This window comes from Nannocystis exedens (genome assembly GCF_002343915.1).
GTDB classification, from domain to species: domain Bacteria; phylum Myxococcota_A; class Polyangia; order Nannocystales; family Nannocystaceae; genus Nannocystis; species Nannocystis exedens.
The window spans coordinates 6,013,010-6,031,697 of sequence record NZ_NETK01000001.1 but is presented as its reverse complement, the minus strand read 5'-3'; the positions used below and the strand labels follow the sequence as shown (position 1 = coordinate 6,031,697).

Annotated in this window: 13 protein-coding genes; 4 read left to right on the top strand and 9 right to left on the bottom strand. The window is 74.2% G+C overall.

All coding sequences use genetic code 11. The features are described from left to right. Positions 1-628 precede the first annotated feature (628 nt). On the top strand, positions 629-1,882 hold the full coding sequence (locus NAEX_RS23740) for a class I SAM-dependent methyltransferase (protein WP_096329758.1): 1,254 nt from the start codon (positions 629-631) through the stop codon (positions 1,880-1,882). A gap of 348 nt (positions 1,883-2,230) precedes the next feature. On the opposite strand, the gene NAEX_RS23735 is transcribed toward NAEX_RS23740, so the two are convergent. The 6 genes from NAEX_RS23735 to NAEX_RS23710 all read right to left on the bottom strand — a co-directional run bounded on the left by NAEX_RS23735 (position 2,231) and on the right by NAEX_RS23710 (position 9,779). After that, entirely contained in the window at positions 2,231-3,925 is a 1,695-nt protein-coding gene (locus NAEX_RS23735; protein WP_096329757.1) for a CFI-box-CTERM domain-containing protein, read from the bottom strand. Between the two features lie 462 nt (positions 3,926-4,387). Continuing rightward, positions 4,388-5,350, bottom strand: a complete 963-nt coding sequence (locus NAEX_RS23730) for a nitroreductase family protein (protein WP_096329756.1) — start codon at positions 5,348-5,350, stop codon at positions 4,388-4,390. After that, positions 5,350-7,083 (bottom strand): DUF6909 family protein, encoded by a 1,734-nt coding sequence (locus tag NAEX_RS23725; protein ID WP_096329755.1) that lies wholly within the window; start codon positions 7,081-7,083, stop codon positions 5,350-5,352. Before NAEX_RS23725 ends, NAEX_RS23730 begins: the two co-directional genes overlap by 1 nt. A gap of 13 nt (positions 7,084-7,096) precedes the next feature. Beyond that, on the bottom strand, positions 7,097-8,299 hold the full coding sequence (locus tag NAEX_RS23720) for an aminotransferase class V-fold PLP-dependent enzyme (RefSeq protein WP_096329754.1): 1,203 nt from the start codon (positions 8,297-8,299) through the stop codon (positions 7,097-7,099). A gap of 169 nt (positions 8,300-8,468) precedes the next feature. After that, positions 8,469-9,251, bottom strand: coding sequence for a hypothetical protein (locus NAEX_RS23715; RefSeq protein ID WP_096329753.1), 783 nt, complete (start codon positions 9,249-9,251; stop codon positions 8,469-8,471). 201 nt (positions 9,252-9,452) lie between these two features. Beyond that, positions 9,453-9,779, bottom strand: coding sequence for a hypothetical protein (locus tag NAEX_RS23710; RefSeq protein ID WP_096329752.1), 327 nt, complete (start codon positions 9,777-9,779; stop codon positions 9,453-9,455). An 83-nt stretch (positions 9,780-9,862) separates the two neighbouring features. Between NAEX_RS23710 and NAEX_RS23705 the strand changes: the two genes are divergently transcribed. Next, positions 9,863-11,488 (top strand): c-type cytochrome, encoded by a 1,626-nt coding sequence (locus tag NAEX_RS23705; protein ID WP_143140544.1) that lies wholly within the window; start codon positions 9,863-9,865, stop codon positions 11,486-11,488. A gap of 144 nt (positions 11,489-11,632) precedes the next feature. On the opposite strand, the gene NAEX_RS23700 is transcribed toward NAEX_RS23705, so the two are convergent. The 3 genes from NAEX_RS23700 to hrpB all read right to left on the bottom strand — a co-directional run bounded on the left by NAEX_RS23700 (position 11,633) and on the right by hrpB (position 16,057). Then, positions 11,633-12,376, bottom strand: a complete 744-nt coding sequence (locus NAEX_RS23700) for a spheroidene monooxygenase (RefSeq protein WP_096329750.1) — start codon at positions 12,374-12,376, stop codon at positions 11,633-11,635. Positions 12,377-12,380: 4 nt separating this feature from the next. Continuing rightward, on the bottom strand, positions 12,381-13,142 hold the full coding sequence (locus NAEX_RS23695) for a DUF4178 domain-containing protein (RefSeq protein ID WP_096329749.1): 762 nt from the start codon (positions 13,140-13,142) through the stop codon (positions 12,381-12,383). A 365-nt stretch (positions 13,143-13,507) separates the two neighbouring features. Continuing rightward, positions 13,508-16,057, bottom strand: a complete 2,550-nt coding sequence (gene hrpB, locus NAEX_RS23690; protein WP_245913785.1) for an ATP-dependent helicase HrpB — start codon at positions 16,055-16,057, stop codon at positions 13,508-13,510. Positions 16,058-16,263: 206 nt separating this feature from the next. On the opposite strand from hrpB, the gene NAEX_RS23685 reads away from it, so the two are divergent. Together NAEX_RS23685 and feoB are read left to right on the top strand one after the other, a co-directional pair. Further along, positions 16,264-16,494, top strand: a complete 231-nt coding sequence (locus NAEX_RS23685; RefSeq protein ID WP_096329747.1) for a FeoA family protein — start codon at positions 16,264-16,266, stop codon at positions 16,492-16,494. Continuing rightward, positions 16,491-18,665, top strand: coding sequence for a ferrous iron transport protein B (gene feoB, locus NAEX_RS23680; RefSeq protein ID WP_096329746.1), 2,175 nt, complete (start codon positions 16,491-16,493; stop codon positions 18,663-18,665). Before NAEX_RS23685 ends, feoB begins: the two co-directional genes overlap by 4 nt. Positions 18,666-18,688: the final 23 nt, after the last annotated feature.

The window sequence follows — 18,688 nt, the reverse complement described above, 5'->3', positions numbered from 1 at the left end:
TGGCGGCCCGACTGCGGTTCTCCTGCGCCGGCGCTCCGGGCGTGCGCGCCTCGATGCCTGCAGATCGCCCGCGCACCCTCGGTGCCAGCGCCGCCTGCACGCCGCGGTCGCGTCACGCCGCGCTCGCTCCCTCGGTGCCTGCGCCCCCTGCACGCCGCGTTCGCGTCACGCCGCGCTCGCTCCCTCGGTGCCTGCGCCCCCTGCACGCCGCGGTCGCGTCACGCCGCGCTCGCTCCCTCGGTGCCTGCGCCCCCTGCACGCCGCGGTCGCGTCACTCCGGGCTCGCTCCCTCGTGCCTGCGCCCCCTGCACGCCGCGTTCGCGTCACGCCGCGCTCGCTCCCGCTGCTGGCCCGTCGCCGCCGCCTCCTCCGGTGCGTGCGCCGCCTCGTGCTGCCTCCGGCAGATCGCCTGCGCACCCTCGCTGGGTGCGGCGCCTGCCCGCGGCGATCCGCGTCGCTCCGCGCTGTCGACCGATCGCCCGCAGGGCGCCCACGACTGGCTCGGGGCGTCGTTTGCACGGCATCGCCGCACGCGACCGCGACGCGATCTCCGGCGGCGCAAACTCGCGGTCCGGCGCGCCGGGGAGCCTGGCGCCGCGCGGGCGGCTTTGCTACCCCTGTCCGCCTCTTGCTCGACAAAGGCAAGCTTCAGCGGCTGCAGCGGGCGCTCAAGCCTCACCTCGCGCACGGATGGGAGCGGGCGGTGTTCGCCGCGCCGCAGGGCGAAGGCGGCAACGCGCGCGCGGAGCGGGTGCTGGCCGGGCCGGGCGTCGGCGTCGCGCCGAGCGCGGCGCAGGTCGACGCGCTGCTCGCCGCCGCCGCCGAGGCCGCGGGGGCCGGCTTGTGGAAGCAGACCCTCGTGCTCGACGCCCGCCGGCGCGTGCAGGTCGACGCCCGCCACGGCCGCGCCACCACCCGCACGCTCGACGAGGACACTGCCCTCAAGGTCATGGGCGGCAAGGAGCGCGCGCTGCGGCCCGACACCAGCGCCGCGCTGCTGCGCGAGATCGGGATCATGAACGCCGACGGCAGCATCTCGGCGACGCACGCCCGCAAGTACAAGCAGATCAGCCACCTGGCGACGCTGTGCGAGCCGGTGATCGATCGACTCGCCGCCACGCGGACCCTCGGACCGGCGGCGCCGCTGCGCGCGCTCGACCTCGCGTGCGGCAACGCCTACCTGAGCTTCGTGCTGGCCGAGGTCCTGCGCCTGCGCGGGGTGCCGCTGCGGCTGCACGGCGTCGACGTCCGCGCCGACGTGGTCGCCCGCAGCATCGACCGGGCCCGCGCCCTCGGCCTCGCGGCGCCCGAGGACGAGGCCGCAACACCCGGCGCCGGGGATGCGGTCGTCGGGTTGTCGTTCGCCCAGGCCGACATCGCCGGCGCGGCGCGGACCGCCCCGGCGCGGCTCGGGGGCGTGCCGGACCTGGTGCTCGCGCTGCACGCCTGCGACACCGCCACCGACGAGGCGATCGCCCTGGCGATCGAGCTCGGCGTGCCGGCGCTGCTCAGCGTACCGTGCTGCCAGGCCGAGCTGGCCGCGCAGCTGGCTCGCGCCTCCGCTGCCGCCCAGCCGCTGGCGGCGATGGTCGAGCACGGCCTGCTGCGGCGCGCCTACGCCGATGTCCTGACGGACAGCCTCCGGGTCGCCGCCCTCGAGGCGTGCGGCTACGACGTGACGGTGCTCGAATTCGTCGGCGGCGAGCACACGCCGAAGAACCTGCTGATCAAGGGCCACCGCCGGCACCCGCGCGCCCCCGTCGATCCGCACCGCTGGCGGCTGGGGCCGCTGCGGGCCCGCTGCGAGGCCCTCGGCGTCCAGCCGGACCTGCTCCGCCGGCTCGCGGCGATCCAGGCGGCGAGTCCTCGCGCCGGCGAGTGATTTTTCGACCAAGGGTCGAAAAATCGGACGCTCGCGCGATCGACCGGGCCCGTACGGGCCGCAACTTCGCCGGCCCCGACGCTCCCGCCTGCGACGGGCCCCCCGCAGAACGAGCTTTGGCGGCTCTTCTGGCCACCAGCCTGCATCTTGGAGGACCCCGGCCTCTCCAGGCGGGCACCGCCGGCGGGCGGGCCCCCCGGGGCCCGCATCGATGGGGCGATTGCGCGCAGCGAAGGAGTCCGGAGAGCCTTTTGCTCCGTCGTGATCGAATTCGGGAATTTTTCGACGTGTGGTCCGAAAACAGAACACTGGCCGAATCATCGATCTCGCGCCGGCTCCCGCTCGTGCTCAGCGCCCTGGAGACCCCGCCCCGCCAGCCCGCCCTTTCGCCCACGTGGCGACCGCCACCGCGTCGGCGAACGGCTGCAGCACCACGCGGACCAGCCCGCCGAGGACCGGCTCGCGGGCGACCGCCGCGGCCAGCGGCGGGCTGTGGGCGTAGTAAAAGCGGATCAGCGCCACCCCCGTCGCCGAACCTTCTAAAAAAACGTCGCGGAACGCCCGCAGGGCGGCGACCTGGGTCGTCCAGGGCGCGCCGTAGGCGGCGGTGGCGAGGAAGCAGAAGCCCTCGACCGTCTGGAATTTCTGCGGCCTGGTGGTGACGCCGAGCGTCGCCAGCGCACTGCGCTGGCCGCAGCCGTCGGTGTAGACCACCCCGAACTGGTACGTGTAGTCGCCCCACAGCTCGCGCACCGTCACCGTGCTGCGCTGGCCTGGCGGCGCCAGCGAATCGAGGGCGACGGGGATCTCCTGGGCCGAGCCGAGCATGTCCGCGGTGAGCGGCTCGTCGCCGGTGATCTGATACACGCGCGCGTCGGCGAGCTCGAAGGTCGGGTCGCCCTGCCCGGGGACCTCGAAGCTCAGCTCGACCTCGTCGAAGGCGACCGACCTGGCCGCGAGGTCCGTCACCGGCGGCAGGACGTGCTGCGTGCAGTGGTGCCCCCAACCGTCGCCCGGGTCGGGATCGCGGCCGTCCCCGTACGAGAACACGCCCCAGCGGAACGTATCGCCGTGGAGCGTCATCACCCGCAGCCGATCGGCGCCGCTGCCGCCCGTCGCGCTGATCGTCCCGTCCGGCGGGTGCAGCGTGCCGGTGGCGCCGTCCCAGTCGCCGTAGCCGGCGTACTCGGTGGTGCCGTGGAACCCGCGCCGCAGCGGGTCGAAGTCGACGCGATACACCACCGACGGCTGGCCGAGGTACTCGATGCCGTAGCGGGCCAGGCGCGGATCGACGAAGTGATCGGTCTCGCGGTCGAAGTCCCAGTGGCTGTTCTCGTCGTGCTCGCGGCTGATCTCCACCCATGCCGCCAGTCGGCCGCGCGCCAGCACCTCCGGGCTCAGCACCGCCACCACGAACTCCGGCCCGGCGCCGCTCGGGGTCGCCGCCGTCACCGCGTCGAGGTCGTTGAGCGCCGCGTACACGGCGGCGTCCTGCGAGTCGAGGTCGTCGCGGTGCAGCAGGTCGTTGCGCGGCGGGTACACGCTGGTCGTGCCCGTCGCCGCGAACGCGCCCTTGTCCGTCTTGAAACTCTTGGGCGACGGGCAGGTCTTGGTGTCGACCGCCACCATCTCCTGCTCCCACTCCTCGAGCGGGCGGCAGAAGTAGTTCTCGGGGCTGCTGGTGTTCTCGTGCCAGCCGAGCGAGTCCTGGTCGCCCGGGTCGTCGAAGAACACGACCTTCGGGTAGGTCTTGCCGCGCCGGTGGGCCCAGACCGGCAGCACCGAGACCCGCGGGCCGTAGGGCGCGCGCCAGCTCGACAAGAAATTCCAGCGCCCCGGCCGGTTGGCGATCCCCAGCTTGCCCGTGGCCTGGGTGACCAGCACGTCAGCCACGTGCCGGCCCGCCTGGTCTTCGAGCCAGATCGCCATCTGCGCGTCGGGCACCGGATGAAAGTGGAACTCGACCCGCACCGGCGCCGCGGCGCGCGCGTCCCCGGCCGCCAGCACGGCCGCCGCGACCAGGGCTCGCACGGGCGCGCGCACGGGACGAAAACCATGACACCGCGGGCGCGACCGGCTCCGCGCCGGGGACGCCCGGCACGGTCGCGCGGGGAAGGCGGCCGCGGAGCCCTGAACGGCGAATCCGCGCCTGGACCTGCGCGGCGCCCGACGCAGGCGCGGGCGCGGGCGCGATACATGTTCTTTCAGACATGCAGGCTCCGGCTCGGGCCGCGAGCGGCCCCGGCGGGCGCCTGTCCCCTGGGACAGGCGTGCGACCGGGCGCGGCGAACAGCGGGCCCGGCGCGCTCCGCAACCTCTCGCGCCCCCGCGTCCCTTCCGCCATACCGTGCCTGTCAGGCTCGGGCCGCCGCGCGTTTGCCTGCCCGCTCGGACCGCATCATCGCAGCGGGACGCCCGCCCCGGACGGGCGGCTCCATGCGGCAGCGTCCCTTCGGACATGCCGGGCCTGGCCGCTGCCTTTTGTACCTGTCCCTTCGGACAGACTCAGCTCGGCCGCTGCGCCAGCAGCACTTCGGACAGCGGCCGGCGCGGGGTCGGCGGGCTGTCGGCGCCGCCGCCGAGGCGGGCCAGGGCTTGCGCGCGGCCGGTCGCGCCGATCAGGCTCGCCAAGTGCTTGCGGCCGGCGGATTCGGTCAGCGGCAGGTGGAGGAAGCTGCCCCACGCGTGGTCGACGCGGGCGCGCAGGAGCACGCGCATGAGCGCCTGACCGGCGCGCAGCCACTCGGCCGGGTCGTCGCCGGCGGTGGTGACGATCACGAAGGCCGGCGCCCCGTCGGCGATCGCCGGGCCGCGGGCCTCGGCGCCGTCGGGGCCCTCGAAGCTGACCCCGGGCTCGCCGGCGGCCGCGCGGGCGGCGGCGCGGGCGGTCGGCTCGCCGGCGATGGCCGCCTCGACGGCCGCGGCGATGGCTTGCTTTCGAGCCATGTCCTCGACGACATGTAACTCGGCACCTGTCCCATCGACCATGGCCCCGAGCCGCTTCGACAGCGCCCGCGACAGCGGGCCCTGGGCCATCACCCCGCGGTAGGTGCGGCGCTTGGGCGCGGCCTGGTACAGCCACTGCTCCTCGGGCAGCGGGCTGGCGCGGCCGCCGACGGCCACGCGGGCCAGCAGGTCGGGGTGGCCGCCGGGCAGCAGCGCCGTCTGCTCGGCCAGGCCGAGCGCGCGCAGGGCCACGCGCAGGGCCCCCAGCGCCGCCCCGCAGGCCAGCGCCGCCGCCTGCCCGTCGGGGTCGGCGTCGCCGCTCGTGCGGGCCGGGTCGCGGTACAGCTCGATCAGCTCGCCGCCGGCGAACCACCGCCACGGCTGGCAGTTGCCGGGCGACGGGGCGGTGAGCGCGGTGTGCAGCGCGAGCTCGATGCGCGCGCGCGGGCCCGCCTCCGGCGCCAGGGCCGAGCCGGCGAGCGTCCACGGGTCGGCGTCGCGATCGAGGTCGGGCAGCTGCATCACGCACTCTCCTCTTCCGCGCGCAGGCGCGCGATCTCGGCGGCGAAGATCCGGCGGACGATCGCGGTGGCGCACGCGGAGGTGCTCTCGACCCCGAAGTACGACAGGCTCTTCGACAGCAGGCTCTGGCGCCGCGAGTACGGCGTGTCGGACGCGTAGTGCAGCACCCCGACGTCGAAGCCCACCGAGTTCGAGAGGTGCACGATCTCGTCGTTGGGGTGGCGCTGCGGGTTGCACAGCTCGTACACCGCCGACAGGTACGGCCCGGCCTCCATCTCGAGCACCGTGTAGCCCTCGCGGTAGAACACGCTCATGTACTCGCGGTTCTGCAGGAACGCGCCGCGGACGGTCAGCGCCTTTTGGTTGTCGAGCACGGTGCCGACGCGGATGTAGGGCTGGACGTCGGCGGCGACGAAGGCGTTGCGGAACAGGTAGGTGTTGCGCGAGTGCTCGTCCTGGACGACCGACGAGATCATGACGTCGCCGACGCGGCCGTTGAGGGTGGCGGCCTTGCCCATCACGTAGACGCCGCGGATCTCGTTCGAGCCCTGGCCCGCCCGCGACAGGTGGTGATAGGCCGCCATGCCGAGCGGGTAGTCGATGTTGAGGATCACCGCGTCGCTGCGCGCCAGCAGGTGCAGGTCGGGCACGCGCACGCGCGGGTCGAGGCGCTCGGGTCGGACCTGCGCGAGGTCGAAGATCTGGGCGTTGACGTCGATCTTGCCCGGCACGTCGATCGAGGTGATGCCGGCCTCGGCCTCGAACCGCTGGACCTCGGCCAGGCGGGCCGGGTCCTCGTGGAGGAACGCGCGCAGCAGGTAGTAGCTGAGGTTATTGACCTCGGCCTCGTCGCCGCTGTCGAGCGCGCGGCTGAAGTGGCGCGCCAGGTCCTCGGGGTTGCGGCGGCGGGCGAAGTCGAGGATCGCCTCGCGGTGCTGGCGGGCGTAGCCGCCGACGAGGTTGAGCAGCGAGTGCGTGTTCGACGAGACGAAGTAGATCGGGGGGCGCCGCGGCTTGCGCTCGCGGACCAGGCTCGGCTCGATGCCCGACCACCAGCGCTGGACCGAGCGCTGGTACTGCGAGTAGGAGCCCGTCAGCACCCGCATCGACAGGTCGCACGGGTTCTGGGCGATCGCCCGCAGGGCCGCGAACCAGCCGGTGTCGAGCGCGGCGATCAGGGTGCGCACGCCGTCGGGGTCGAGGTCGAGCACGCGCGCCAGCTCGGCGTGGTCGACCTCCGCGGCGGTCAGCGCGTCGTCCTCGCGCAGGCGCTGGCCCAGCTCCGCGTTGCCGAGCAGGCCGTGCATCTGGTTCCACACGATCTGGTAGGTCGTGACGATCGGCACCAGGTCGTCGATGTCGCTGGTGCTCGAGATGAACGCGCACAGCGTCCGCGCCCCGTCGAAGCGCAGCGGCCGGCGACGCCCGCGGGTCTGGACCCGCTGCCACGCGCTGACGTCGAAGCCGTTGGCCTCGAAGGTCTCGTGCGACTGGCCGAGCACGATCTTCTGCACCTGCGGCATGCAGGCCGGCAGGCGCGCGGCGCTGTAGGCGAACGCGGCGACGTCGGGCACGCCCGTGCGCGCCCCCGGGTGCAGGCTCGAGTCGCTGAACGCGTGCGCCTCCTCGAAGGCGCGCACCCACACCTCGCCGGAGCTGCGCAGCAGCGAGTAATAGGTGCGGATGTAGAGGTCGATCTCGTCGCTGGTGGTGCGGGGCCGCTGGCGGTCCATGGCTCGAACGTCCTTATCCGTGGCCGAGCGCGCCGTCGACGGCGTCGAGCACGAACGGCACCTCGTCGGGGTGGTTGGGCCAGTGCGGCGAGAACCGCAGCAGGCCGTCGGGGGTGGAGCAGGCGACGCCGCGCTCGGCGAGCTCGCGCTGGAGGCCGAGCACGTCGCCGGGGTTCGGCGGCAGGACGCTGAGGATGCACGAGCGGGCCGCCGGGTCGCGCGCGCGCAGGCTGACGAACCCGCGGGCGACGAGGCCCGCCTCGAGCAGGTCGAGGTAGGCCTGTACGTGGGTCCACACCGCCGCCGGCCCGAGCTGGGCGATGAGGCCGAGCGCGGCCTCGAGCGCGGCGCAGCCGACGGTGTTGCCGGCGCCGCCCTCGATGAAGTCGGCGCTGCGGCGGATCGGTCGGTCGTAGCGCAAGTGACCTGCCCCTTCGAGCAGGAACCGAAGGCCATCCTCGTGGCTCAACCAGCCGGCCACGCGCGGGCGCAGCTCGCCGAGCCGCTCGGGGCGGACGTAGAGGAAGCCGAGGCCCTCGCAGCCCATGAGCCACTTGTGACCGCCGACGCTGAGGTAGTCGATGCGGGCCTCGCGGACGTCGAGCGGCACGGCCCCGACGGCCTGGATGCCGTCGACGAACAGCGAGGCGCCGACGGCGTGGCAGGCGTCGGCCATCGCCGCGAGCGGCATGCGCAGGCCGCTCTGGAACTGGACCGCCGACACCGCGACCAGGCGGACGCCGCCGCCGGCGAGGGCGGTTTGGAGGGCGCCGAGGCCCTCGGCGGGCGAGCGGGCGAAGTCGGCCAGCGGCAGCATCTCGACCGACAGCCCGAACAGCTCGGCCGCCTGCTGCCACGGGGTGACGTTGGCCGGGAACTCGCCCTGGAACAGCAGCACGCGCTCACCTGGCCGCCAGGACATGCACAAAGCGACATCCGTGACGCCGCGGGTGGTGTTGTTGATCAGGGCGATGTCGGCCGGCTCGGCGCCGATGAGCCCGGCGATCGCGGCCCGCAGGCGGGCGCGAAGCTGGATCCACAGCGGGATCGCCCCGGCGCCGCGGCGGGCGTAGTAGGCCGCCACCGCCGCCACCGCGGCCTGGACCGGCGTCGACCACGGCGACACCGCGGCGTGATTGAGGTACGCCCGCGGCTGCAGCTCGGGGAACAGGCTGCGGTCGCCGAGGCGCGCGATGGGCAGGTCCGGGGTCGTCAAGGCCGCGTGACGGTACCAGACGCCCGCGGCCGTGGCGACCCCGGGGCAGTTCCCGGGCGCGCGGCCTCGTCTAGCCCGAAAGACAGGTCCGAGCGTCGCGACCTCCGGGGCTCGCGCGGTCGCCGGAGCGAGCGTCAGCGCCCACGCGGCGCGGGGGCCCGGCCGCGCGTCAGTGCCAGTGCTTGCCCTTGCCCTTCCACTTGCCCTTGTGCTTGTGCTTGTGGTGGTGCTTGCAGTGGCCGGGCGGCCAGCAGCCGTCGTGGTGGACGTCGATGACGACCGTCGGCGCGTCCCACACGACCACGCCGACGTAGGCCGGGCGCGGCGCGTACAGCCAGCCGTAGAAGCCGACCCCGCCGCTGACGACCACGACGTCGTTTTTGACCACGATCGGCACCGTGTAGTCGTAGACGATCGTGTCGTAGCCGATGAAGCAGGGCGCGTAGGTGGCCTTGACGACGAGGACGTTGGTGGTCTTGTCGGCCGTGAAGTTGACGTAGCCGACGATCACGAAGTTGTCCTTGTCCTTCTTCCCCGACGGGAACGCGTGCAGCTCGAAGATGATCGTGTCGCCCTGCTTGACCTCGACGATCTGGATCTTGTCGAGCTTGCCGTCGCCGTCGATGTCGATGCTGTGCAGCTTCTCTTTCGGGTTGTTGAGCTTCTTCTCGAGCGCGTCGGCGTCCTTGACCTTGCCCTTCTTGATCAGGTACGTGACCGTCTCGAGGTCGAGGGCCTCGGGCTTGAGCTCGACCTTGACGTCGACGTTGGCCTCGACCTTGGCCTCGCCGTCGTCCTTGACCGGCGCGGCCTCGGCGGCCACCACGGCCTGGCCGCCGGCCTCGGCCTTCACCGCCACGTCGGCCTCGGCCTCGGCCTCGGCGGCCGCGCGCTGGCTGGCGATGATGGCGGCGTCACAGCCGGCGAGGGCGAGGAGGAGCGAGAGGGACAAAATCGTTGATTTCACGGTCGACCTCGGAGAGGGATGCGTCCGCGCCTTGGACCGGCGTCCGCGGCGTCGTTCCAGGACTATCCGACCCGGGCGCCTCCCGGGTCAACCCCGCGCGAAATCCCCGCCTGCGGCCCCGCAGCCCCACGGTGCGGCGAGGTCGGACAGCCGACGACAGGCGCGGTCCCGGGCGCGGGAACGAGGTTATCTTTCAGCCATGTCCTCTAAGCCAGGTACTTTCGGACATGACCCGAAACGCTCGTCGAAGTCGGCCAGCAGGCCGGCGGCCGCGGCCGTGGGGTCGGGGCACGGGCCGACGCTGGCGCGACACAGCCACGGCGCGCCGGGGTGGCGGGCGGCCAGCCTGGCCACGAGCCCGGAGAGGTCGGCGGCGCCTGCGTAGTGGATCATCGCGCTCTTGCCTCGCGGGTAGCGGACGAGGCCCTCGCGCAGGCGGACCTGCAGCACACCGGGCGTCGCGGGCAGCCGGTGTGCGGCCTCGGAGAGCGGGTACCAGGGGCCGAACTTCATGGCGCCTCAGGATAGCGGGACCGCGGGTCTTGGGGTCGGGCGAGGACTTGCCGACCGGCGCGCCCCGGTCGTAGGGTGGTCCCATGTCCTGGCGCGCCCCTGGTGTGTTCTCGGTCTCGCTCCTGATCGCGGCCTGCGGCGACGCCGGCGGCAGCACCCAGGGCGGCGCGAGCGACGGCGACGGCAGCAGCGGCGACGCCGGCGGCGGCGCGACCGCGGACACGAGCTCGGGCGGTTCCGATGACGCCTCGAGCGGCACCGGCAGCGGCACCGCGTCGGCGCCGACCACCACCGGCGACGGCACCGGCGACGCCAGCAGCGACGGCGGCAGCAGCACCACCGGCGAGGGCGGCTTCGGCCCCGGCCCGTGGGACCACGGCGTGTACATCCCCGACGAGCCGCAAAAAGACGGCGACCCCGCGCTCGGCTACGAGGCCCTGCTCACCAAGGGCTACGTGTCCTGCGGGGTCCCGTGGGGCCTCTGGCCGCTCGTCAAGCCGTTCATCGGCGCCTGGGCCGATCGGCCGCCGCTGCCGGGGCGCACCGGCAAGAACGCCGAGGTCCCGTACCACTGGAACGTCCACACCAAGAACGGCGCCGACATCGTCAGCCAGAACTGCCTGCAGTGCCACGCCGGCTCGTTCAACGGCGAGCTGATCGTCGGCCTCGGCACCGCCGACTTCGACTTCACGGACGACATCAGCCAGATGTTCGCGAACGTGTGGATCCCCGACATCCCGATCCCCGGGCTCGAGGAGTTCACCCGCTTCCTCAACCGCACCAAGGCGCTCGGCCCCGCGACCGTCATGCGCACCGTCGGCACCAACCCGGCCGAGATCATCGCCGTCACTCTGGTGGCGCACCGCGACAGGCACACGCTCGAGTGGTACGACGAGCTGCAGTACGACCTGCCGGACATGGTCGTCGCCTCGGACCCGCCGCCGTGGTGGCGGGCCAAGAAGAAGCACGCGCTGTTCTACAACGGCATGGCCCGCGGCGACCACCGCGGCACGATGATGCTGGCCTCGGCGCTGTGCACCGACTCGGTCGAGGAGGCCGAGCAGATCGACAGCTACTTCCACCACATCCAGGCGTTCATCCGCTCGGTGCAGGCGCCGAAGTACCCGTTTGCGATCGACGCGGCGCTGGCGAGCGAGGGCGAGGGCGTGTTCCTGGCCAACTGCGCCGGCTGCCACGGCACCTACGCCGACGACGACGCGCAGGACACGTACCCCAACCTGCTGTTCCCGCTCGACGTCATCGGCACCGACCCCGTCGTCGCCGAGGCCGGCACCGAGTACGCGCCCTACCTGGTCGACTGGTACAACGAGAGCTGGTACGGCCAGATCACCCGCATGGAGCCCGGCGACCCGTTCCCCGGCTACATGGCCCCGCCGCTCGACGGCGTGTGGGCGACCGGCCCGTTCCTCCACAACGGCTCGGTGCCGACCATCGAGCTCGTCCTCGACAGCACGCGGCGCCCCAAGTACTGGAAGCGCGTCGACCTCGACTCGACCAACTTCGACGAGGACGCGCTCGGCTGGCCGTTCGTCGACCTGCCCTACGGCCACGTCGGCGCCCCCGACGACGAGCGCAAGTTCATCTACGACACCACGTTCATCGCCCACAGCAACGCCGGCCACACCTTCGGCGACCACCTCACGCCGGCGCAGCGCCGCGCGGTGCTCGAGTACCTCAAGACGCTGTGAGGAGCCGGTGGTCGCCCTCGACGGAGACGTCGACGGTCCTCGATTCACGGTGACCTCCGCCGCGAGGCGGCGGACCCTGCCGTCTCGTCGGTGAAGCGCGCTCGAGCAGAGACTCGGCCGCCTGCGAGCGGTGCTCGCGCCCGTTCACCCGAACGCGGGGTCGCGGCCGTCGAGGCTGCCGGCCGAGCCGGCGGCGGCGAAGCGGAAGAACAGGTCCTCGGCGAACCATCGCCGCGCCAGCGCCGCGCGGGCCGCGGCCTGGTGGTTCGAGCCGGCCCAGGCGAACTGCTCGAGGCTCGCGGCGTCGTCCCACACGCTGAACGTGACCGGGCGGATCCACGGCAGCTCGCCGATCCCGAGCGCCACCCGCAGACCCGGCGCGCGCACCAGCCGGCGGTTGATCGCGGGCACCCGGGCCCAGAAGTGGAAGAACCCGCGCAGGCGCAGGCGGGCGCGGGTGATCGCCACCACGGGTAGCCCTTGGGGCAGGTCTGAAAGACCAGGTCCGAACGGACAGGTCCCGCCCCAGCTGCCGCGGCCGCGCACCGTCAGCAGCGCGACCGTCCACGCCTCGCGGGCGCGCGCGCGGTAGGCCGCGAACAGCGCGCTGCGGGCGAAAAAGTCCTCGAGGACATGCTCCGAAGACCAGGTCGCGACCAGGGCGTAGCGCGACAGGTCGGGCCGGGCGGAGAAGCCGAGGCCGCCGCCGCTGCCGCACAGGCGCCAGAACGAAAGCCCCGGGGTGGCGGCCAGCGGGGCGCGGGCGCGGCCCATCTGCTGGAAGGCCCACAGCCGCTGGCCCGGCGGGAAGCGCAGCACCGTGACGGTGGTGATCGGCGCGCCGGGCGGCGGGCGGTGGACCCACCGCAGAGCGGGCGCGTCGGGCAAGGGCTCACGACCCCGGCAGGAATTGGACCGCGTGCTGCGGGATGGCCGTGGCCGCGCCGACCAGCACCTGGTCGCCCCAGCGCTCGACCCACAGCGCGCGGTCGGCCGCGGCGCGGTAGACGTAGGTGGCCACCCGCGGCAGCGCCGGGCGCCCGTGCATGCCGACGCCGGCGGCGCTGGCCTGCCCGCGCCGCTCGAGCGCGTAGGTGTGCTCCTGGTGGGGGATGTGGCGCGGCGGCTCGCCCGACAGCCCGTGGCCGCGGACCGGCTCGGCGAGCAGCCACCGCTCCTGGTCGGGCGAGCCGATCAGCCAGCGGTGGCGGTCGGCGTCGGTCATCACCGCGATGACGGTGGCCGTCGCACCCTCCTTGAGGTTGACCACGCCGTCGATCAGGTAGTCGCCGTCGAGGTTGGGGTCGCCGGTCTCGACGACGACGACGTCGCCCTGGCGCAGCGCGGTGAGGGTGAGCTCGGGCCCGTCGGGGGTGTCGGGCGCGGCGCGAGGCACGGGGGCCGGCTGGAGGCGGCCCTGCAGGCGCTGGGCGACGCGGGCGCGGATCTTCTGGCTCACGGGGTCGCCGGGGATCGATCCGGACGTGGTCGACACGGAGGCCGCCGCGGCGAGGGCCAGCGGCGGATGCGGACCGTCGCCCTCGGTGAGCTGCCGCCGGTCGCCCCAGTCGCGGAGCCGCCGGGCGGCGAGGATCCCGACCCAAAAGGCGCCGGCGATGGTCATGGCGGCGAGCAAGGAGGCGAGCGTCAACATGCGGGAGCGGAGGCCCTCGACGCTTGCTTGTAGCATGCCGCTCCGGCCCGCGGGAGGCCGCGCTCGCCAGGACCGCCGCCCGCGCGCCCGGCCGTGCCCCCGCGCCGGACCGATCGCCGCCCGCGCGAGGTGCGAACCACCGGCCCGGCCCCGGCCGGTCCGACGCCGGCCCGCGGTCCCCCGAGCCCGTCCCGACCGCGCGCGGCGGCGCGCCCGACGACGGTCCGAAGAGACATGTCCTTTCGGGCATCCGGAGCAAGCGTGCGGCGGGCGGCGCCGGCGCGGGGAACGACGCGTTCATTCGGACATGTCTGGGAGGACATGTGCGGCACCGAACATGTCCCGAAGGACAGCTCGGCGACGGCTCACCGGCGCGGCGCCGGCGGCGCCGCGGTGCGCGGGTCTTCCGGCCACGAGTGGCGGGGGTAGCGGCGCATCAGCGCCTTGCGGACCTCGGGGTAGTGGCGGTCCCAGAAGCCGGCCAGGTCGGTGGTGACCTGCTCGGCGCGGCCGTTGGGGGCCAGCAGGTGGAGCACCAGCGGGACCTTGCCGCCGGCGATGTGCGGCCCGCGGCTCATGCCGAAGAAGTCTTGCAGGCGCGAGGCCAGCCACGGCGGCTTGTCGGGCTCGTAGTGGACGGCGGCGCGGCGGCCCCCGGGGAGCTGCACGTGCGTCGGCGCCAGCCGCTCGAGCCCGCCGCCGCCGGCGACGCGCGCCAGCAGCTGGCCGTACAGGTCGGCCGCGCGCAGCTCGGCGAAGCTGGTCCGCCCCTCGCACAGCTCGGCCAGCACCTCGCGCGCGACCGCCTCGGTGATCACCGGCGCCCCGGGCACGTGCGCCGCCACGAACGCCGAGCGCGCCATCAGCCCGCGCAGCGCCTCCGGATCGCCGACGAACCGCTCCGGCCCGGCCGCCAGCGCCTGGGTGCGCAGCAGCTCGCTGGCCGCGGGCGGCAGCTTCGCGCCGGTCGTGCGCTCGAGCAAAAGGCCCATGTACCGCAGCTCGCGCGCCCCCTCGACCCGCTCGCGCGCCGCGTTCCACTGCAGCTCGTCGCGCTCCTCGATCTCGTCGCACAGCTGGTCGATCAGCCACTCCGGCTCGATCGCGCAGGCGCTGCGCACCAGCACCTGGGCCCCGCGGTCGGCCTCGCGCCGCTGCTCGACCTCCAGCGCCAGCAGCCACGGCGCCGTGCGCACCACCGACCCCGGCCCGAGCCGCGCCGCCCCGCCGCCGGCCAGCGCCAGCGCCCGGAAGCCGCCGACGTCCTCGCGCGCCTGCGCCACCCGCTCGGGGAAGGCCGCCAGCAGGGCCATGCGCAGCCTGTCCTCTCGTTCCTGTTCTTTGATACCTAGCTCTTTGGACCTGTCCCTCGAATCATGCGGCAGCGCGCGCAGCAGTTGGTCGCGGACCTGCAGCGCGCGGCGGGCCGGGCCGGGCAGCAGGCCGCGCTCGTCGCCGCGGCGGCGCAGCTTCTCGAGGTCGGCGAGGTCGACCAGGACGTCGGCGTCGGCGTCGCACGAGGCGAGCGCGCCGGCCGGGCGGATCGACCGCTCCGACAGCAGCGCCGCGGCGCCGCAGGCGAGGCCGGGCACGCCGCGGTCGACGCCCTCGCACATCAGCCGCCCGAGCCGCGGGTGCAGCGGGAACGCCAGCATGCGCCGGCCGAGCGGGGTGACCCGGCCCGCGGGATCGATCGCCCCGAGCCGCCGGAGCAGCGCCTCGCCGGCCTGCAGCGCCGCGGCCGGCGGGGCCTCGAACCACGCGAACGCGGCCGGCTCGGCGACCCCGAACGCGTGCAGGTCGAGCAGCGCGCCCGCCAGGTCGACGCGGTGGATCTCCGGCGGCGTGTGCTCCGGCCGGCGGTCGTGGTCGTGCTGCGCGTACAGCCGCAGGCACCGGCCCGGCCGCGTGCGCCCGGCTCGCCCGGCCCGCTGGGCCGCCGAGGCGCGCGAGATCTTGCCGAGCTGCAGCGTCGGGATCCCGGTCCACGGGTCGTGGGCGGCCACCCGCGCCAGGCCGCCGTCGATCACCGCCGCGATCCCGTCGATGGTCACCGACGTCTCGGCGACGTTGGTGCTGAGGATCAGCTTCCTCTGGGGACATGGCCGGACGGCCAGGTCCTGCTCCGCCGGCGGCAGCTCGCCGTGGAGCGGGAACACCTGCAGCCCGTGGTGGGCGGCGAAGCCGGCGCAGGTCTCGGCGGCGCGGGCGATCTCGCGGGCGCCGGGCAAGAACACCAGGACGTCGCCGTCGAGCCCCTCGTCGACCAGCTTGGCCAGCGCCCGCAGCACGCCGGAGTGGAGCTCGTTCGGCTCGCCGAGGTGCTCGATCGCCACCGGGAACATGCGGCCGGCGCTGGTGATCCGGGCGCACTCGGTGGCTGCCCCTTCGGACAGGTAGGCCGCGACCGCGGCGCCGTCGAGGGTCGCCGACATGACCACGATCTTCAGGTCGGGCCGGGCCCCGCGCTGGAGCGCGCGCAGCAGGGCGAGCCCGAGGTCGCCGTCGATGTGGCGCTCGTGGAACTCGTCGAGCACGACCACGCCGACGTCGCGCAGCTGGGGGTCGGCGTGCAGCTTGCGCCCGAGCAGGCCCTCGGTGATGAAGCGGAGGCGGGTCTCGGGGCCGACCGCGGACTCGAAGCGGACCTGGTAGCCGACGGTGGCGCCGAGCGGCTCGCCGAGGCTCTCGGCCACGCGCGCGGCGGTCATGCGCGCGGCCAGGCGGCGCGGCTGCAGCACCAGGATCTCGCGCCCGCCGGCCAGCCCGGCCTGCAGCAGCGCCAGCGGCACGCGCGTGGTCTTGCCGGCCCCGGGCGGCGCCTCGACCACCGCGCAGGGCGAGCGCTGCAGCGCCGCGACGATGTCGCCGAGGACCTCGTCGATCGGCAGCTGCGAGGGTGCGCGCGTCGCCACGACGGGGCAGCATAGCGGCCCGCCACGGTCGCGCCCGCCCGCCGGTTTGCGCCTGGTCGCGTGAGTTTTCCGCGCGGCGCGGCCGGCCGCGTGAGCTGTCCTCGGGGTCATCTCTCCCGCAGACCTGTCCCGAACGGCAGGCAGCGGGTGGACCTCGCACGCCGCGCTTGACCGCGTGCGGGGGCCGGCGCCAAGCTCCGCGGGCGGTGGCCTTCAACCTGGCGCAGCTCGAGCTCGGCGCACGCGCCCGCGTGACCCTCGTCGGAGGCGCGGGGCCGCTGGCGCTGCGGCTGCTCGAGATGGGCTTCACGCCGGGCACGGTGGTGGTGCTGGTCAAGCGGGCGCCGTTCGGCGACCCGCTCGAGCTGCAGGTCCGCGGCTGTCACGTGTCGCTGCGCAAGGCCGAGGCCGCGCGGATCGAGGCGGTGAGGCTATGACGCCGCTGCGCGTGGCCCTGGCCGGCAACCCGAACGTCGGCAAGACCAGCCTCTTCAACGAGCTGACCGGCGCGCGCCACAAGGTCGGCAACTACGCCGGCGTCACCGTCGAGACCCGCGCCGGCGCCGTCGTGCCGCGCCTGTCGCCGGCCCGGCCGATCACCGTCCTCGACCTGCCCGGCACCTACAGCCTCACCCCGATCGCCGAGGACGAGGCGGTCGCGTTCCGCTGCCTCGCCGGCGCCGAGGGCGACCCGCCGGACGTCGTCGCCCTCGTGCTCGACGCCGCCAACCTGGCCCGCAACCTCTACCTCGCCGTCCAGCTGCTCGAGCTCGGCCGCCCGCTGGTCGTCGCCCTCAACATGATGGACGTCGCCGCCGAGGCCGGCATGCCCGTCGACCCCGCGGCGCTGGCCCGCGCCCTCGGCGTGCCGGTCGTGCCGACGGTCGCGCGCACCGGCGAGGGCATCGCGCGCCTGGTCGAAGCGCTAGGTTCGATCGAACATGTCCCGCAGGCCATCTCACCGCTGCGCGCGCGCCTCCTGGCCGACGACGACGCCCTGCCCGCGCCGCCCGGGATCGGCGCCGCCCGCTGGCGCTGGCTGGTGTCGGCGGCCGCGGCGGGCACGCTCGAGCTGGCCGGCGCGACCGCGGAGGAGCGGGCCGCCCTCGCCGCGCACCCGGCCGCCGACGTGACCGCGGCCGCGCACGCGCGGGTGATCGCCCGCTACCGCGAGGTCGACGCCCTGCTGGCCGAGATCGGCTTCACCGCGGCCCAGCGCGAGCGGGCGCCGGCGATGAGCCGCTCGGCCGCGATCGACCGCGTCCTGACCCACCGGGTGTGGGGGCTCCTGATCTTCGTCGGCGTCATGGCGACGATCTTCAGCTCGATCTTCACCTGGGCCGAGCCGCTGATGGGCGCGATCGAGTCGCTCATCGGCTGGCTCTCGGAGCAGGTCGCCGCCGCGCTCGGGCCCGGGGTGTTCACCGATCTGCTGACCCAGGGCGTGCTCGCCGGGGCCGGCAACGTGCTGGTGTTCGTGCCGCAGATCGCCCTGCTGTTCCTGCTGCTCGGGGTGCTCGAGGACTCGGGCTACATGGCGCGCGCGGCCTTCCTCGTCGACCGGCTGATGGCCCGGGTCGGCCTGCACGGGCGCGCCTTCGTCCCGCTGCTCAGCGGCTACGCCTGCGCGATCCCGGCGATCCTCGGCACCCGCACGATCACCGACCCGCGCGATCGCCTGGCCACGATCCTCATGATCCCGTTCATGAGCTGCAGCGCGCGCCTGCCGATCTACGTCCTCTTCATCAGCGCGCTGTTCCCCGCCGACGACCGCGTCGGCCCGTTCACCGTCGGCAGCCTGATGCTGGTCGGCTTCTACGCGCTGTCGACCGTCTCGGCCCTGGCCGCCGGCGCGATCTGGAAGCGCACCGCCCTGCGCGGCCCGACCCCGCCGTTCGTGCTCGAGCTGCCGCCCTACCGCCTGCCGCGGCTGCGCAACACCCTGCTCCACGTCTACGACCGCACCGCCGACTTCGTCCGCCAGGCCGGCACCGTCATCCTCTCCGTCACCGTCGTGCTGTGGGTGCTGCTCAGCTTCCCCCGCCCGCCGGACGCGCCGGACGGCGGGCGCGCGGTGGCCGAGGCCGTCCAGGTCGACCCGGCCGCGCATGTCCCCGAGGGCATGTCGCAAGGGGCAGCCGCGCATGTCCCGGAGGACATGTTGCAAGCGACCGACGAGGACTCGCCGATCATCCACTCGATCGGCGGCCGGATCGGCAAGGCCATGGAGCCGGTGCTGCAGCCGATGGGCCAGGACTTCCGCATGGGCATCGCCATCCTCGGCAGCTTCGCCGCCCGCGAGGTCATGATCAGCACGCTCGGCCTGGTCTACGGCATCGAGGCCGACGACGAGAACCAGACCCCGCTGCGCGAGAAGCTCCGCGAGGCCCGCGAGCCCGACGGCTCGCGCCGCCACACCCCGCTGAAGGGCCTGGCGGCGATGATCTTCTTCGTCTACGCCTGCCAGTGCATGTCGACGCTGGCGGTCGTGCGCCGCGAGACCCGCTCGTGGAAGTGGCCGCTGGTGATGTTCGCCACCATGTCGGCCCTGGCCTACGGGCTGGCGGTGCTGGTCTACCAGGTCGGACGCGCGCTCGGGTACACCTGACGTGCCCGAAGGGCGCTGTCCGC

What these genes read in the sequence shown, in the direction of transcription:
- NAEX_RS23705 (WP_143140544.1), top strand. Translation starts at nt 9,863, where the DNA reads ATGTCCTGGCGCGCCCCTGGTGTGTTCTCGGTCTCGCTCCTGATCGCG.
- NAEX_RS23710 (WP_096329752.1), bottom strand. Translation starts at nt 9,779, where the DNA reads ATGAAGTTCGGCCCCTGGTACCCGCTCTCCGAGGCCGCACACCGGCTG.
- NAEX_RS23730 (WP_096329756.1), bottom strand. Translation starts at nt 5,350, where the DNA reads ATGCAGCTGCCCGACCTCGATCGCGACGCCGACCCGTGGACGCTCGCC.
- NAEX_RS23695 (WP_096329749.1), bottom strand. Translation starts at nt 13,142, where the DNA reads ATGTTGACGCTCGCCTCCTTGCTCGCCGCCATGACCATCGCCGGCGCC.
- NAEX_RS23725 (WP_096329755.1), bottom strand. Translation starts at nt 7,083, where the DNA reads ATGGACCGCCAGCGGCCCCGCACCACCAGCGACGAGATCGACCTCTAC.
- feoB (WP_096329746.1), top strand. Translation starts at nt 16,491, where the DNA reads ATGACGCCGCTGCGCGTGGCCCTGGCCGGCAACCCGAACGTCGGCAAG.